14 protein-coding genes are annotated in these 17,663 nt (G+C 46.3%); 3 read left to right on the top strand and 11 right to left on the bottom strand.

The genetic code is table 11. From position 1 onward, the window contains the following. Positions 1–50 precede the first annotated feature (50 nt). The gene (locus WH96_RS08555; protein WP_047763744.1) at positions 51–1,298 is read left to right on the top strand and encodes a phenylacetate--CoA ligase family protein; all 1,248 of its coding nucleotides are present in this window, start codon (positions 51–53) and stop codon (positions 1,296–1,298) included. A 6-nt stretch (positions 1,299–1,304) separates the two neighbouring features. On the opposite strand, the gene WH96_RS21300 is transcribed toward WH96_RS08555, so the two are convergent. From WH96_RS21300 to WH96_RS08505, 10 genes are all read right to left on the bottom strand, one after another. Beyond that, the gene (locus WH96_RS21300; protein WP_053005781.1) at positions 1,305–3,509 is read right to left on the bottom strand and encodes an ATP-binding protein; all 2,205 of its coding nucleotides are present in this window, start codon (positions 3,507–3,509) and stop codon (positions 1,305–1,307) included. Positions 3,510–3,813: 304 nt separating this feature from the next. Beyond that, positions 3,814–4,998, bottom strand: coding sequence for an acetyl-CoA C-acyltransferase (locus tag WH96_RS08545; RefSeq protein ID WP_047763743.1), 1,185 nt, complete (start codon positions 4,996–4,998; stop codon positions 3,814–3,816). A gap of 61 nt (positions 4,999–5,059) precedes the next feature. After that, a complete protein-coding gene (locus tag WH96_RS08540; protein ID WP_047763742.1) occupies positions 5,060–5,827 on the bottom strand; it encodes an SDR family NAD(P)-dependent oxidoreductase in 768 nt (255 codons plus the stop codon). 56 nt (positions 5,828–5,883) lie between these two features. Then, the gene (locus tag WH96_RS08535; protein ID WP_047763741.1) at positions 5,884–6,789 is read right to left on the bottom strand and encodes a hydroxymethylglutaryl-CoA lyase; all 906 of its coding nucleotides are present in this window, start codon (positions 6,787–6,789) and stop codon (positions 5,884–5,886) included. A gap of 1 nt (position 6,790) precedes the next feature. Beyond that, positions 6,791–8,773, bottom strand: a complete 1,983-nt coding sequence (locus WH96_RS08530) for an acetyl/propionyl/methylcrotonyl-CoA carboxylase subunit alpha (RefSeq protein WP_047763740.1) — start codon at positions 8,771–8,773, stop codon at positions 6,791–6,793. A 26-nt stretch (positions 8,774–8,799) separates the two neighbouring features. After that, on the bottom strand, positions 8,800–9,585 hold the full coding sequence (locus tag WH96_RS08525) for an enoyl-CoA hydratase/isomerase family protein (RefSeq protein ID WP_047763739.1): 786 nt from the start codon (positions 9,583–9,585) through the stop codon (positions 8,800–8,802). 4 nt (positions 9,586–9,589) lie between these two features. Continuing rightward, positions 9,590–11,197 (bottom strand): carboxyl transferase domain-containing protein, encoded by a 1,608-nt coding sequence (locus WH96_RS08520; protein WP_047763738.1) that lies wholly within the window; start codon positions 11,195–11,197, stop codon positions 9,590–9,592. Then, on the bottom strand, positions 11,197–12,372 hold the full coding sequence (locus WH96_RS08515) for an isovaleryl-CoA dehydrogenase (protein WP_047763737.1): 1,176 nt from the start codon (positions 12,370–12,372) through the stop codon (positions 11,197–11,199). Before WH96_RS08515 ends, WH96_RS08520 begins: the two co-directional genes overlap by 1 nt. Positions 12,373–12,396: 24 nt before the next feature. After that, a complete protein-coding gene (locus tag WH96_RS08510) occupies positions 12,397–12,891 on the bottom strand; it encodes a PaaI family thioesterase (RefSeq protein ID WP_047763736.1) in 495 nt (164 codons plus the stop codon). Between the two features lie 35 nt (positions 12,892–12,926). Next, entirely contained in the window at positions 12,927–13,310 is a 384-nt protein-coding gene (locus WH96_RS08505; RefSeq protein WP_047763735.1) for a MerR family transcriptional regulator, read from the bottom strand. Positions 13,311–13,486: 176 nt separating this feature from the next. On the opposite strand from WH96_RS08505, the gene WH96_RS08500 reads away from it, so the two are divergent. Beyond that, entirely contained in the window at positions 13,487–14,122 is a 636-nt protein-coding gene (locus WH96_RS08500; protein ID WP_082130395.1) for a GNAT family N-acetyltransferase, read from the top strand. A 130-nt stretch (positions 14,123–14,252) separates the two neighbouring features. Next, entirely contained in the window at positions 14,253–16,481 is a 2,229-nt protein-coding gene (locus WH96_RS08495) for an esterase-like activity of phytase family protein (protein WP_047763734.1), read from the top strand. 76 nt (positions 16,482–16,557) lie between these two features. Here WH96_RS08495 and WH96_RS08490 read toward each other — a convergent pair whose 3' ends face one another. Next, a complete protein-coding gene (locus WH96_RS08490; protein WP_047763733.1) occupies positions 16,558–17,463 on the bottom strand; it encodes a LysR family transcriptional regulator in 906 nt (301 codons plus the stop codon). Between the last annotated feature and the right edge of the window lie 200 nt (positions 17,464–17,663).

Below are 17,663 nucleotides of genomic sequence, written 5' to 3'. Positions count from 1 at the left end.
CTTGTTTCACTACTTGATTAACCAGAATTTTTTGAATTGGATCGCCTTTTATGACTGATTATTTTGATCATAAGGAAACTCGTAGTCAGGAAGAACGAGAAAATGATCAGTTGCAAAAACTTCAAAGCTGCCTTTTGAATGCCAAGGAAAAAGCACCCTTTTATAGGGAAACTCTTGCACATATCGACCTGGATAAAATTACCGCAATAACAGATCTTGCATTGCTACCAGTGGTCAGAAAATCTGATTTGATTGATATGCAAAGTGATACGTCTCCTTTTGGTGGTTTAGGGCAGGTTTCAACAGGAGAGATGGCACGGCTGTTTCTTTCTCCGGGTCCTATTGTCGAACCGCAAGGGGTCGATGGAGATATCTGGCGTGTTGCGCGTGCTTTATATGCAGTGGGGTTACGAAAAGGCGGCGTTGCTCATAACTGTTTTGCCTATCATTTCACCCCCGCAGGGATCATGTTTGATTTTGCCGCACGTACATTGGAATGTGCCGTTTTCCCAGGCGGTGTCGGGCAAACTGAAAGTCAGGTTCAGGCGATAAATCGTTTTCAAGCTGATACCTATATGGGAACGCCTGATTTTTTGAAAATCATACTAGAAAAAGCCGATACCTTGGAAACACCAATAACGTCAATTAATCGTGCATTGGTAACCGGTGGACCTTTGTTTCCGGATCTAAGGCGTTATTACGAGGATCGTGATATTTATGTCAGACAATGTTATGCAACGGCTGATGTTGGGTTAATCGCCTATGAAAGTGAGAGTCTTGAGGGGATGATCCTGGACGAAGATGTTATTGTTGAAATCGTGCGCCCTGGCACAGGGGATCTTGTTGCCGATGGAGAGGTTGGGGAAGTTGTGGTGACTTCCTTTAATCCCAATTACCCGTTGATACGTTTTGCAACCGGTGACCTGTCTGCATTTTTGTCGGGACAAAGTTCTTGTGGCAGAACGAACCGTCGTATTAAAGGGTGGATGGGGCGTGCAGATCAAACAACAAAAGTACGTGGTATGTTTATACACCCGGAACAGATCGCACGTATTGTTAACAAGCATGACTACGTTGTTAAGGCACGTCTGGAAGTACGCGAGAATGCTGGCCGTGATAGTATGTCATTACTCTGTGAAGTTACGACCAATTGTAATCGGAATGAATTGAAGGAGAGTTTGGAAGATACAATAAGATCTGAATGCCGTTTGCGTGGGGAAGTGGTGTTTGCAGACATTGGCACTTTACCGAACGATGGCAAGGTTATTCACGATACTCGTCCGATCGCTGGTTCTTAGAAATCCTTAGGGTAAAATATTATCCAGATCGTTTTGTAGTTTTTTCATTTCATCTTCGGCTTTTTTATTGAGCTCGTCGGGAGAGGCTACGATTTTTAGGTCTGCTGAACCGGATGAATTTGGTTTGTCGATGTGTGCTGGACTTATCCATCTGGATATTGCACCAATCAGGAATTTTTGATCAATTGGTTTCGAAACATAGTCATCCATCCCTGATGCGAGATAAAATTCCCGGTCTCCTTTCATGGCATTGGCCGTTAGGGCAATGATTGGGATGTCAGAGGTCGGTGGCGGTAAGCTTCTAATACGTTTTGTTGCTGTTGGACCGTCCATTTGTGGCATCTGAACATCCATTAGGATAATATCAAACTCTTGCTTCTGGGCGACCATGTAGGCTTCGACACCATTGTTCACGATATGGAGTTTGCAATTCAACGGCCTTAGTAGAGACTGGATAACTTTTTGATTTATGTGGTTATCTTCTGCCACCAGTATTTTGATGGTTTTGCCAATATAATCAGGAATTTGATCTCTGGTACGTTCTTCTTCCTCTTTGGCGCGAACTTTCTTTTCGTCCCCTTTTTCAACCAGAATGGTAAACCAGAATGTGGACCCCATACCATCTACACTCTCGACGCCAATATCGCCCCCCATCAGCTTTGTAAGCTGTTTACATATGACAAGACCTAAGCCTGTACCACCATATTTGCGGGTTGTTGAGGAATCAGCTTGTGAGAACGCTTTGAACAAATTGTCTTGTTTTTCCAGTGAAATGCCTGCGCCAGTATCTTCAATTTCAAATCTAAATTTGATTTTATTATCTTTGCTTTCAAGCTGCTCAATAATAATAGAGATTTTACCTGTTTGCGTGAACTTGAGGGCATTTCCGATAAGATTATACAGAATTTGCCTGATCCGACCGGGATCTCCTCTTACAATGTCTGTATTTCTTGGAGAATTTAGAACCTGAAATCTTAAGTTCTTTGCTCGGGCTCTTGATTCCCAAAGTGCTTCTGTTGTTTCGAGCAACTTTTTGAGTGAAAAGTCGATGTTCTCAAGTTCAATTTTTTCAGCTTCAATTTTGGACAGGTCGAGTATGTCATTCAGGAGTGAGAGTAGAGCTTCACCAGATTCCTTTATGGTGTAAACACTGCTGTGCTGTTCGTTCGTCAAATTACTGCCCATCAAGGAGCTGACCATGCCAAGAACACCGTTCATTGGTGTGCGGATTTCATGGCTCATAGACGCAAGGAATCTAGACTTGGCCAAGTTAGCAGCTTCGGCTTGGTGCTTTGCATTTTCCAGTTCTGTTGTGCGTTCCTTTACTCTAGCTTCAAGAGTTTCTTTGGTTTTGTTAAGAGACTTTGTCGTTTTAACGAGAACCATAAATGCAATTGCAATAATAAGGGCGAGGATACAGGTTCCTGCGAGCATGATACGGGTATTGTTCTCAGCATTCTGGTAGTAAACCTTAAACTGATTGTCCTGCGTTTCGATGAGTATATTTAAAATAGATAGGTTTTCTGAATCTGTGAGTTCTTTGGTGAGCAGAGAAAGTTCTCTATCCAGCGAAATGAGCTGTTCTGCATAATCTATAATCGTTTTAAGCTCATTGTTTTCAACGTTATCTGAATTGTTTGATAAATTCTTTAAATTATTTACTAGTTTTGTTAGACCGACGCGAACCTCGATGGGGTTATATGATTTGTCATTATTAACCAGAGCAATAAGGTTTATAAGGTTTTTGAGAATCGCCTGTGAGGACTCATTACCTCGATAATTTTCAGAAAAAGTTATTAATGCCTGGGGGAAAAAAATCTCAATGTCTCTATAGAGGCCATTTTGGTTTTTAAATATTTTGATCAGTCTCTCTCGTTTGAAGTGATTACGTTTATAAGCTCTGTAGAGCGTTTGAAACTCGGGACGGCTGATTTCGTTGGCATCAAGATTGGTTTCTAAGTCATGTAGAATCTTGTCGATTGTAGCATCGGCTTTGTCATAGATTTCGTAATTGAGTCTGGTCCCAAGTCGTTGTTTTAAAATTTCTTCATGAATATTGGTTTCATTGGTTTTTAGGTCCTGCAGCATCAGGCTTAACTGTTGCATATGAACAGGATGTGCTCGTTGTGTTTCTAGGTAGGTGAAAATTAAGATAGTACAGAGACTTAACCCAGATATGATGGCTATCGTCTTAAGAAGTGCTTTACCCATTATTGTCCCTTTCTTTCGAAGGGAGGGGAGACATTTTCACCTGCAAGTTTCTTTTTTAAAAGTCTAGCAGAGCATTTATTTATTTCTAGACAATGGGTCATATTAACTCATGAGGTAGTAATTATGACATGGTGCTATCTATGGTCGTGGATAAAATTTAATTATTCGTAAAGCGTTCAAGAGTCGTCTGAATTCGTTGCTCTGATCTTTTGTTTCAATAGAAAGAAGCCTGACACTGGTTAAGTATATTAACCAGTGTCAGGCTTCTAATGTTTTAAAGTAGTCAATCTGAGTTTTTATTGACTTAATAAAGTTCAACAGCCAAAGCCGTGGCTTCACCACCACCAATACAAAGGCTGGCAATCCCTTTTGAGCCACCTGTGCGCTTTAGGGCATGTAACAAGGTGACTATCAATCTGGTTCCAGATGCGCCAATGGGATGCCCCAATGCACAGGCACCACCGTTAACGTTGACTTTGGCGGGATCGAGATCAAGATCTTTAATGGCGGCCAGTGTTACAATGGCAAATGCTTCATTAATTTCATACAGATCTACGTCATCCCTAGACCAACCTGCTTTGTCCTGAACCTTTTCAATGGCACCGACAGGTGCCGTGGTAAACCAACAAGGCTCCTGAGAGTGGGTGGCATGGGCTTTGATTGATGCCAGCGGTTTTAAACCTCGTTTATCAGCCTCTGATTTTCGCATTAATACCAAGGCTGCGGCACCATCGGAAATAGAGGATGATGACGCGGCGGTAACTGTACCATCAGGGCGGAATGCGGGACGAAGGTTTGGGATTTTGTTGGTATCAACCTTAAAGGGTTGCTCATCATTTTCAACAAGCGTTTCGCTTTTGCGATTTTTGACCGTAAGCGGTTTGATTTCTTCTTTGAAATAACCTGCTTCTGTTGCCTGTTTGGCACGATTAAGGCTTTCGATGGCAAAGGAATCCTGTTCTTCACGGGTGGCTTTGTATTTATCGGCGGTTGCTTCGGCAAAGGTGCCCATCAGACCGCCTTTGTCAAAATAAGCATCTTCCAAGCCATCCATGAACATATGGTCAACAACTGTACCATGCCCCATTCTCATGCCGTTACGCGCTTTGGGGAGGATGTAGGGTGCATTTGTCATGCTCTCCATCCCACCTGCTACGACAATGTCAACACTTCCAGATGCAATTGTATCGTGGGCCAGCATCACAGTCTTCATGCCAGATCCGCAGACCTTGTTGACAGTTGTACAGCCCGCAGACAGAGGAAGGCCGCCCTTGATTGCGGCCTGTCTTGCCGGAGCTTGCCCCAGACCGGCGGGAAGGACACAACCCATCATAACTTCCTGAATGTCTTCAGCAGAAATTCCAGATCTCGATACGGCGGCCTTAATTGCTTCTGCACCCAGATCAGTGGTTGAAAGCGGAGATAAAGTTCCTTGAAAAGAACCCATTGGGGTCCGGGCGGCAGAAACGATAACGATTGGATCAGACATGATTTTGTTCCCAGTACTGTGATCTGGATATCATCCAGATAAAGGTTTTGGTATTTTTGATTTAGGAAAGACGAACGGCACCATCAAGGCGAATTGTGGAACCATTGAGAAAGGCATTTTCACAAATGTGTGCAACAAGGCCTGCAAATTCTTCTGGTTGTCCCAATCTTTTTGGGTGAAGGCTTTTTTCTACCAAAGCATCTTTTACCTTGTCAGACATGCCTGCAATCATGGGCGTTTCCATGATACCGGGTGCGATGGCCATGACACGGATCGCGCTTTTGGCAAGTTCTCGTGATAGCGGCAGGGTCAGAGAGGCAACACCACCTTTGGATGCGGCATAGGCTGCCTGACCAATTTGACCTTCCCAAGCCGCGATAGACGCCGTGTTGATAATAACCCCGCGCTCGCCGTCAATTTCATCATATTGCACCATACGTTCAGCGGCTAGACGCATTACATTGAAAGCGCCGACGAGATTGATGTCGATTGTCTTACGGAAGAGATCCAGATCATGTGCACCATCTCTGCCAACAAGCTTTGCCCCGGGGGCAATACCTGCACAGTTTACAACAATGCGGATGGGGCCGAGCGTATCTTCGATAACTTTAACTGCTGATTTAACAGCATCATGGTCTGTAACATCGGCCGTGACGGCAGCTGTATCAATGTCTTGGGCATCAATATCAGCTGCAACGCGGTTTACTCCTTCGTCATTGAGGTCCACAAGGCCGCACCGCACACCTTGAGAAGCCAAATGCCTTGCAACGGCTTCGCCTAATCCGGAACCTGCGCCTGTGATCAGCGCTGTAAGACCAGATAATTTCATAACGTGTTTCCTCTTATCAAAGATCAAATTTGATTATGTAATGCAAAGGGATGAGGTTATTGGTTTCTCATCGCCAAAGAGATTTTCGAATTTGGGTTACGATCTAGTTTATCCGCTATATACCAAGCTGTTTCGACCAGCATATGGATATCGACGCCTGTTTTTACAGACATACCATCGAACATATAAACCACATCCTCGGTTGCAACATTCCCGGAAGCACCACGGGCATAAGGACATCCGCCAAGACCTGCGATAGAGGTATCAAAAACAGAGATACCGCATTGCCAGGCTGCAAAAATATTCGCCAAAGCCTGCCCATAGGTATCATGAAAATGTCCGGCTAACTTTGTTAGTGGAACTGACTTTGAAACAGTTTCAATCATCTGCTGGGTGGCAAGGGGCGTTCCTGTGCCGATGGTATCTCCCAAACTGATTTCGTAGCAGCCGATATCTAAAAGAGCTTTTGCAACCTCGGCCACTTTTTGTGGCGCGATCTTACCTTCATAAGGACAGCCCAATACACAGGATACATATCCGCGTACTTTGATATTTTCTTCCTGGGCTGCCAGAACGACAGGTTGAAACCTTTCAAGGCTTTTCTGAATAGAGCAGTTGATGTTCTTTTGAGAGAAACTTTCTGAGGCTGCGCCAAATATAGCGACTTCCGTGACACCTGCTTCAACTGCCCTCTCGAACCCCTTGAGGTTCGGGGTTAATACCGGATAGCCAATACCGGGCTTTCGTGTAATCCCGGAAAGGACTTCATTTGCATCTGCCATTTGCGGCACCCATTTGGGAGAAACAAAGGCAGATGCCTCAATCGCTGTTAGACCAGTCTCTGACAAGCGATTTATGAGCTCTATCTTTACCTCGGTTGGGACAAGCGTCTTTTCATTTTGGAGACCATCGCGAGGACCGACTTCTACGAGTTTTACTGTCTGGGGAGGTGTGGGGTGCATCTTATTCCTCACTGTCTAATTCGACGAGCACATCACCTTCGTTGACTTGGTCATTTACCTGCCCCAGAAAAGCTTTCACGGTGCCTTCGGTCGGGGCAACAATGGTGTGTTCCATTTTCATCGCTTCCAGAACCATCAAGGGATCGCCAGCGGAAACTTTGTCGCCGATGAATGCAAATACCTTGATAATTTTTCCGGGCATTGGTGCGCGGAGGCCACCTGTATCTTCTTCCAAATTTTCGGCCGCAATCAAAGGATCAAACAGATGAATTTGGTAATGATGGTTGTCCAGGAATATATGGCGTTCCAATTCATGGCAGATTACGGAAGCCTTGGTTATTTTTCCATCAACCGTGACTGTCACACGGTCTTCTTGGACCTGACCGGAAACATTGTATTCCTTTTCATTGATCAAAAAGCTGTATCCATCAGCGTGATATGTCGCAATGACGTTGTGTTCTTGATCATTTTCAGTGAAGCGTAATTTTTTTTGTGCTCTGCCACCTAAACGCCATCCATCCTGGGAACCCCAAGGCGAATGTGGATCAGACTGAGGAAGGTTTGGTGTATGACCTTGTAATTCCACGAGAGATGCGAGGATCAAGGCGAGATCTGAAGCTGTTGATTTCTTGGGGAACAGACTTTCCTGTTCTCTCTCTATCAAGCCTGTATCCAGTTGTGCTGCCTTAAAGGGGGGAACATTGGCAAGTCGATTCAAGAAAGAAACGTTGGTTTCAAGCCCTACGATATGGGTGTCGTTCAGAGCAGCACATAGTCTTTCCAATGCTTTTTCACGTGTTTCATCCCAGGTAATCAGCTTGGCGATCATGGGATCATAATGCGGCGAGACAACGCCGCCTTGCTCGACGCCAGCATCAATGCGGATATGTTCAGAAGCAGTTGGAAATATCAGGCGAACCAGTTTTCCCGTGGCGGGCAGGAAGCCATTATCCGGGTCTTCTGCATAGATCCGGGCTTCAAAAGCATGACCAGAGAGTGATATCTCATTCTGTTTTGCTGGAAGATGTTCTCCGGCTGCGATACGTAGCTGCCATTCCACAAGGTCGAGACCTGTAATTAGCTCGGTAACCGGGTGTTCGACCTGCAGGCGTGTATTCATTTCCATAAAATAGAATTCGCCATTGGGGGCGAGAAGGAATTCGACGGTACCTGCACCACGATATCCAACAGCCTCTGCAGCTGCGATTGCCGCTTTGTGCATGGCATCGCGGGTTTGATCACTTAATCCGGGGGCAGGGGCTTCTTCGATAACTTTCTGGTGACGGCGTTGCGAAGAACAATCGCGTTCGAACAGGTGTATTGTATTGCCGTGATTATCAGCAAAAACCTGTATTTCTACATGGCGGGGGTTTTCGATGAACTTTTCAATCAGAACACGATCATCGCCAAAAGCAGCTTTTGATTCACGCTGACAGGAGGCAAGTGCGTCTTCGAACTGTTCAGCCTTGTGCACAATTCTCATCCCCTTACCGCCCCCACCAGCAGAGGCTTTGATCATCACGGGATAACCAATGTTCTTTGCTTGCTCGACAAGGTGGAGTGTGTCTTGATCTTTTTCCTCATATCCCGGTGATAGTGGCACGCCAGCTTCTCGCATTAGGCGTTTGGAAGCTGATTTATCCCCCATATCAATAATTGACGAAGCAGGTGGGCCGATGAAGACAATATCATTTCTGGCGCAGTTATCTGCAAAGCTGGCATTTTCAGATAGAAAACCATAGCCGGGATGAACAGCCTGAGCACCTGTTGCTTTTGCAACATCAAGTATTCGATCCGCGAGAAGATAGCTTTCTGAAGGGGGAGGAGGGCCTATATGGACGGCTTCGTCGGCTTCTTGCACAAAAGGCGCATCCCGATCGGCGTCTGAATAGACGGCAACAGTTTTCACCCCCATCAGGTGCGCTGTTTTGATAATGCGTCTGGCGATTTCGCCACGGTTTGCAATAAGGATTTTATTAAACATTCAATTCTTCCTGATCCAAGTCCGATTTAGGCGACCCAATTAGCTTTACGTTTTTCGAAAAAGGCGCTTAGACCTTCACGCCCTTCGGGCTTTAACCGTTGCTGAGCGATGAGTTCAGCGGTTTCATTCATCAAGTTGTTGTCGATTTGTCGATGGCTGACCGATTTTATAAGATCTTTAGCCACATGCAGGGCATCAGGGGCAGCAAGGCTGAAAGAAGACAAAAGGTCTTCTATAGTTTGGTCCAGTTGTTCGTTTGAGCAGCTTTCATGAACAAAGCCGATGTCGGCTGCTTTCTCTGATCTAAAGATTTCAGCAGTCAGGAAGTATCGACGCGCTTGCCTTTCTCCCATTGCGGCAACCACATAAGGTGCGATGGTTGCAGGAACCAACCCGAGTTTTACTTCGGAGAGACAAAATTTGGCATATTCACCAGCAATGGCAATGTCAGCCACGGCTGTCAGACCAACACCCCCGCCAAAAGCTGCACCCTGTACCCGTGCAATCACAGGTTTGGGGCATTCCGCTATGGTATTGAGCATGTTGGCGAGTTTAAGCGCATCAACCCGGTTTTCTTCTTCGGTAAAGCTTGCTGCGCGTTTCATCCAACCGAGATCCGCACCTGCACTAAAGCTTTTACCCCTGCCGCCGAGAACTATAGCTCTGATATCAGGATTTTCACCCAGTTCGTTAAAGATCTGGGTTAATTCTGCGATCATTACCTCATCAAGGGCATTGTGAACTTCGGGACGGTTCATCCAAACCCATGCATTGCGTGATTTAATTTCTATTTCTAGTGTCTGATAGGTCATATCATTACATCCTGAAAACACCGAACTTGGTGTCTTCTATTGGTGCATTAAGAGAAGCAGACAAGCCCAGAGCCAACACCCGTCGCGTCCGTGCGGGATCAAACACACCATCATCCCACAAACGTGCTGACGCGTAGTAAGGTGAGCTTTGTTCTTCGAACATGTCCAGCATTGGCTGTTTAAATTCTTTTTCTTCCTCTGCTGACCAGCTACCGCCTTTTGCTTCGATATTATCCCGGCGCAGTGTGGACATGACCGAGGCAGCCTGTTCGCCGCCCATAACTGAAATGCGTGAATTTGGCCACATCCATAAGAAGCGGGGTTGATAGGCTCTGCCGCACATACCGTAGTTACCGGCCCCGAAACTTCCCCCGATCAAAACGGTGAACTTAGGGACATTCGCCGTTGCAACAGCGGTGACCATCTTGGCACCATCTTTTGCGATACCGCCTGTTTCGTATTTACGACCAATCATAAAGCCTGAAATGTTCTGTAGGAAAACAAGCGGAATCCCCCGTTGCGCACAGAGTTCAATAAAGTGGGCCGCTTTCTGGGCACTTTCTGAAAAGAGAATACCATTGTTGGCAACAATTCCGACAGGATAGCCCCATATGCGTGAGAACCCACACACAATACTGGTGCCGTAACGGGCTTTGAATTCGTCGAAACGAGACCCGTCAACGATACGGGCAATGACCTCGCGCACATCGTAGGGTGTTTTCAGATCACTTGGAACAACACCATAAATTTCCTTGGGATCGTAAAGTGGGTCTTCTGGTTTTGATAGATTGAGTTGGTTTGGCTTTTGCCAGTTCAGATTACCAACGACATGACGGGCGATGGTTAGGGCATGGGCGTCATTTTCTGCCATGTGGTCTGCGACACCGGATAGACGGGTATGAACATCTGCGCCGCCCAGCTCTTCGGCTGAGACAATTTCACCAGTGGCGGCCTTTACAAGGGGCGGACCACCCAGAAAGATCGTGCCTTGTTCTTTGACAATAATGGTTTCGTCAGACATTGCTGGAACATAAGCACCGCCAGCTGTACAGGAACCCATAACGACGGCGATTTGAGGAATCCCCATGGAAGACATTTGGGCCTGATTGTAGAATATCCGGCCAAAGTGATCCCGATCAGGGAAAACTTCATCTTGGTTCGGAAGGTTTGCGCCACCTGAATCTACCAGATAAATACAGGGAATCCTGTTTTCTTGAGCAATTTCTTGTGCGCGAAGATGCTTCTTAACCGTCATGGGGTAGTAAGTCCCGCCCTTGACTGTTGCATCGTTCGCCAAAATCATACACTCGACGCCGGATACCAAGCCGATACCAGCGATAACACCCGCGGCAGCTATATTGGCATCGTACATATTATGAGCAGCGATTGGAGAAATTTCGAGGAAAGGAGAGCCGGGATCAAGCAGGGCCTCAACACGCTCTCTTGGCAGCATCTTTCCGCGCGCAAGGTGTTTCTCACGCGCCTTTTCCGGACCACCTTTTGCGGTTTCTGCCAAAATGTTGTTCAGGTTATCTACCAAGCCCTGCATGTGGGCTGCATTGGCTTTGAATTCATCAGATCTAGGTGATATTTTGGAACGGATGACAGACATTATGCTGTCTCCCCAAAGAGTTCACGGCCAATCAGGTATCTACGGATTTCGCTGGTGCCTGCGCCAATTTCATAGAGCTTGGCATCGCGCCATAAACGACCCGTCGGGAATTCATTGATATATCCATTGCCACCCAGAACCTGAATTGACTCACCGGCCATCCATGTGGCTTTTTCTGCGGAATAGAGGATCGCACCGGCCGCATCTTTTCGGGTAGTTTCGCCACGATCACAGGCTTGTCCCACAGCATATACATAAGAACGACAGGCGTTCCATGTTGCGTAGATATCGGCCATTTTTCCTTGCATCAATTGAAACTCACCGATGGCTTTGCCGAACTGTTTACGCTCGTGAATGTAGGGGACGATAACATCCAGACAGGACGACATAATACCCAAGGGGCCACCAGATAACACTGCGCGTTCATAATCCAGACCAGACATGAGAACACGTACACCACCATTTAAGTCGCCAAGGATGTTTTCTTCAGGCACTTCACAATCCTGAAAAACGAGTTCGCTGGTGTTTGAGCCACGCATGCCAAGCTTGTCCAGCTTTTGGGCGACGGAGAAACCGGGGAAATTCTTTTCGATGATAAAGGCAGTAATTCCTTTGGGACCAGCTTCAGGATCTGTTTTGGCATAGACAACCAGAGTATCGGCATCTGGTCCGTTAGTGATCCACATTTTGTTTCCGTTCAGAACATAGTGATCACCTTTCTTTTCAGCTTTCAAGCGCATGGAAACAACATCGGAACCAGCACCGGGCTCTGACATAGCCAAGGCACCAACATGTTCTCCGGTGATCAGTTTTGGCAAGTACTTTGACTTTTGCGCGTCCGTTCCGTTACGTTTAATCTGGTTAACGCAGAGATTAGAATGGGCACCGTAGGAAAGGGCAACAGATGCTGAAGCACGACTGAGCTCCTCCATTGTGACAATATGGGCGAGGTATCCCATACCACTGCCGCCATAACTTTCATCGGCAGTGATCCCCAATAGTCCCATGTCCCCCATTTTACGCCACAGATCCATTGGGAATTCGTTGGTTTCATCAATCTTGGCAGCGCGCGGGGCAATCTCCGCATCAGCAAAGGCTTTGACGCTGTCTCGCAGCATGTCGATCTCTTCACCGAGGTTGAAGTTTAAACTAGGGAAGTTATGGCCTGTACTCATGATTCTTATCTCCAGTAAGGAAACTTAGTTTTTTGTTTTTTGAATTTTTGCGATTGTCGCGGCGACATCAGGTTTGTTTTCCATACGCATAAAGGTGCCTTGAGCTGCGGAAATATGGACTTCTGTACTATCGTTTTGCAGGGCATAGACATCCATGCGGGCAATTGTAATACGTCGACCTGCTCTCAGGACGGTGCCCTTGCCGATTAGCTTTGTTCCTGCGCCGGGTGCCATCATGTTGATTTTGTACTCAACCGTCAGAATTGAATCATTTTCTTCAATCAAGGTATAGGTGGCGTAGCCCCCGACGTAATCCGCAAGGGCGCCAATAACGCCACCTTGAAAGAAACCATGATGCTGGGATAGTTCAGGGCGGAATGGCAGTTCCATTTCTACATACCCGGGTTCAATTACAGTTAACTCAGCACCCAGCGTTTTCCCGAAACCGGTATTATTGTAACTGTCGCGAATAAGGTCCGCATAGTTCGGGTTTCTTGGTTCAAAGTGTGTTCTAGCCATCTGTTGTTCCCAGTATTTTATATTCTAATTCGTTTTTACTTTAATTCATTCAGACGTTGTTGAACGGAAACATTCACCTGATTAAGTTCTTCAAGCGTTTCCAGAATATCTTTTTGTTTTTGTTCCAATTCTGCCTGTCGTTCAGCAATGCGACCTTGTAGTTTTTCAAGCTGCCCACGTTCCCCGGGGGCATGATCATACATTTCGATGATCTCTCTGACTTCTGCCAGGCTAAACCCCAAGCGTTTCCCCCGTAAAATAAGCTTTAATCGGGTTCTGTCTCTTGGCGTGTACAAACGCTTTCGAGCTTGCCGTTCGGGATTGAGAAGTTTCTCATCCTCATAAAATCTGAGTGTACGTGTTGTAATCCCAAATTCTGCGGTGAGTTCCGAAATGGTATAGTAGCGCCTTTTTGTCATTGTGATAGTATTTACGCATTTTACGTAAACGTCAATATTGTTTAATTAAATTAATTAAAACAATAAGATAATATTTATTAAGTGAGAATCTAATGGTTTTTCTGTACTGTTTATCTCCAGATGCTTTAGGCTTGTCGTAAGATTGCACTCTCATTTTACATATCAGGGAAATTTAAATGGTAGCTTCAAAGGAGAAGGCTTTATCTAAGACCGAGAACGCCTCCTTGGGAGGGGTAGCACCAAAACTATCAGAGGTAGATGTTCTTAGAGCGAGCTTTGAGACTGAACGGTTAAGGTTACGCCGCTTTACCTCAAATGATTATCAAGCACTTTATGAGATGCGCAGTCAGAGTGAGGTCGTGAGGTATTTATATGGCGGACCTCACACACCTGAGGTGACACGGGCTGAACTTGATCGACGTTTGTCCATGAAAAGCTTTGATCAAGATGGTGACAAAATTGTTCTGGCGGTTGAAGAAAAAGCAACCGGATCTTTTGTTGGGGATCTCGTTCTTATTTTAAATGATAAAGCATCTTGTCAGGGGGAAATAGGCTTTGTTTTTAATCCCCAACACCACGGCAAAGGCTACGGCTATGAAGCATCAAGGGAGCTATTGCAGTTTGGTTTTGAACGCATCGGCTTACATCGCATCATCGGGCGCTGTGATCCTAGAAATAAGGCTTCATCGGGATTATTATGTAAACTTGGCATGAAGCAGGAAGCGCATCTTATCGAAAATGTATGGGCAAAGGGCGAATGGACCAGCGAACTCGTCTTTGCCATGCGTCATTCAGAATGGCCTGAAACATGATCTGACATGATGAAAGTTTAAATAGAAATTACTGTAACTTCCAAAAACTGACATGAATTTGTCATGCCTTTGAAATCAGAACACTGCATAGCAGGGGGAGAACAAATACCACCCATCGGGAGTCCACGTAATGAAAAACCTTGGTAAATCCGCAAGTCTGGCCGTTGTGGCTATGAGTCTTGCAACATCGGCGTTTGCCGTTGAACCTTTTAGTCGCCTGTCTTCTTTTCCCATTTATGAAAATTTGCCCAAAGGCAAAGAAAAAGCGACAGAAACCGTTGCAGAGATCGTTGCGTCGGCGATGAAGGGGACGATGCTTATTTATACGGACTCTGAATTGGAAGCTATTGGTAAGGTTGATATCTTTGACCCAGCTAGTCCTAAACCTGCCGGTATTGTAAAGGTTGGTGGTGAGCCAACATCTGTCACCGTTAAAGGTAACTATGCTTATGTCGGGGTTAATACTTCCAAAAGCTATATAAAGCCTTCCGGCTATATGGCGGTTGTTGATCTGAAAACTGATAAGACTATCGCAAAATGTGATGTGTCCGGGCAGCCAGATAGCGTTGCCCTTAGCCCGAACGGAAAATATCTTGCAATTGCTATTGAGAACGAGCGGGATGAAGACTTGAACGATGGAGTCATTCCGCAAAATCCGGCTGGACATCTTGCAACATTCCGTTTGAATGATAACGGGTTGCTTTCAAATTGTGATAATGCTGCTGTCACTAACTTAACAGGGCTGGCAGATATTGCACCAACTGATCCCGAACCCGAGTTCGTTTCTATTAACACGCTTAATCAAGCTGTTGTGACGCTCCAGGAAAACAATCATATCGTTATTGTTGATCTGAAAAATAACAAAGTCGTTAATCACTATTCTGCAGGAACGTCGTCAATTACGGGCGTTGATAACACAAAAGATAAAGCAATATCACTAACGGAAAGTTTGGCTGATCTTAAGCGTGAGCCAGATGCTGTTTCCTGGATTGATGACAATCGTTTTGTAACCGCTAACGAAGGTGATTACGAAGGTGGATCTCGTGGTTTTACTGTCTTTTCCAAATCAGGTTCCGTATTGTTCGACAGTGGATCGCAGACAGAACGTCTGGCCGTTTCAATGGGACACTATCCGGAAAAACGCTCGCATAAAAAAGGAACCGAACCCGAAGGTGTGGCGGTTGGGACCTATGGGGATGACCGCCTTGTTTTTGTCGGGCTGGAACGTGCTAATCTTGTCGGTGTTTATCAAGATGTGAAAACAGACGAAGGCCTGAACAATCGCTTTGATTTTGTGCAAGCTCTGCCATCTGGTGGCGTTGGTCCCGAGGGAATTGTTACCATCCCATCCCGCGGGCTTGTTGTTATCGCAAATGAAAAAGATGCTGTTAAAGACGGGTATCGTTCAAACCTAACGATCTATAAACAAGATAATGAGGGCGTAAGCCTACCGCAGATTGTGTCTGTTGATGGACCGAATGATACACCGATTGGTTGGGGAGCACTATCAGGCTTGACCGCGAATGCGACCGACCCATCAATCCTCTATGCTGTGAATGACAGCTTCTATTCCACAGCGGATATTTTCACAATTGATGTGGCGTCTCGCCCGGCCCGTATCGTTTCTTCTCGCCGTATTACCAAAGCAGGCAAGCCTGTTGAGAATCTTGACCTTGAGGGGATCGTTGCGGCCCCTGATGGTAGTTTCTGGGTTGTTTCCGAAGGAAAGCCGGAAAAGCGTGAGAGCAAACTTTTACATGTATTGCCAACCGGGCAAGTTGCTCGTGAAGTTGTTTTGCCAGTAGCACTTGAAAGCCAGATGAAAAAACATGGTCTCGAAGGTGTGACGCTTTACAATGATACGCTCTATGTCGCAGTACAAAGAGCCTGGAAGGATGATGCAAAGGGCTATACGAAGATCATTTCTCATGATCTGAAAGCCGGAACCTGGGGCGTAAATGCCTATCGTCTGGATGAACCTGAAAGCCCAGCTGGCGGTTGGGTTGGCTTGAGCGAGATCACAAGCCTTGGCAATGGTGATCTGGCGATTGTCGAGCGTGATAACAAAGGTGGATCGGACGCAGCGATCAAACGTATCTACCGCGTGTCTGTAATGCACACTGCCGCCGCAGAGCTGGGGGCAAAGGAAGTTCCGGTTTTACGTAAAACCTTGATCAGAGATGTTCTGGCTGATCTGAACCGTGCCAATGGCTGGGCACCTGACAAGCTGGAAGGCTTGACTGTTGCGGCAGATGGAACTGTTTACGCGGTGACAGATAATGACGGTGTTGATGATTCAACCGGGGAAACGCTGTTCTTGAACCTAGGACCGATTGATAAGATTCTCGCAAGCCAGTAGTATTAATAACCTGATTTCATGGAAAGCCCCGATCTTTGTGATTGGGGCTTTTCCTTTTGCAAACCAGGGCTAGGGCCTAAGCCTCTGGCAAAAATACTTTTCGCTCACGGGTTACTTTTTCAACAATAAAATCGACGGCGGCTCTTATGCGGGCAAAACCCTGAAGGTCGGCGTGATAGATAAGCCAGAAAGTGCGCATGAAATTGACTTCTTCGCGCAGTACCGGGACCAGGTTTTCCTGATTGTCCGCCATAAAACAGGGAAGGATACAAATCCCGGCCCCGGTTGATGTCGCGTGCATCTGAGCGATCAGGTTTGTGCTGCGAAGTTGAGGGCGCAGCTCTTTTCCGATTTGAGGCACGTAGTTTAATTCTGGGGAAAAAATCAAGTCTTCAATATAGCCCACCAAACGATGTTCTTTCAACTGATCTTTATGGGTAATTGGTCCCCGGCGTTCCAGGTATTCCGGTGATGCATAAAGCCCCAGGCGATAGTCGGTGAGTTTACGGGATCGCAAGCGTCCTTCGGTCGGGCGGCTAAGGCCAATGGCGATGTCTGCTTCACGCTTTGATAGGCTGAACATGCGTGGCATGGCGACCAGATCAATTTCCAAGCCGGGATGTGATCGGCAAAGGTCGCAAATTCTTGGTGCAAGAAAATAGCTGCCAAAACCATCTGGTGCGCCAATTCTGACGGCTCCGGTCAAGTCCAGATCGGCCCCGGCAATCTCGTTTTGAACGCCCATTGCCATGGTTTCCATGGACTCTGCTGCGCCAAGCAATCGTTGTCCGATTTCTGTCAATGCATAGCCTTGGGGACCACGTTCGAACAAGGTCGCGTTCAAAGCGGTTTCGAGGGCCTGAATGCGGCGGCTGACTGTGGTATGATCCACTTTCAGGCGTTTGGCAGCTATCGTCAGTTTTCCTGTTCGCGCAACGGCGAGGAATGGGCGGAGGTCATTCCAGTCAAAAGTAGGGTTCATAATGTATTTTCGCACACTGGTTTGTCACTATTACCTATAGCTGTGCAAAAAAAACAATGCAAGTCTGTGTGACAAGATCAAGAAGCTGGCATCTTTTGTTCAGACGATTCTAATTGAATTCTGAATTTACTGGCAGATGCTCTTTTAACCAATTTACCGCGTTCTGGTCCTGTGTTTTTCACATAGGGTCAAGCACGATC

Origin of the sequence: Kiloniella spongiae (assembly GCF_001026905.1) — a bacterium.
GTDB lineage: Bacteria > Pseudomonadota > Alphaproteobacteria > Kiloniellales > Kiloniellaceae > Kiloniella > Kiloniella spongiae.
Note: the sequence above shows the minus strand (reverse complement) of the source record. Positions and strands in the feature narration are given on the sequence as shown.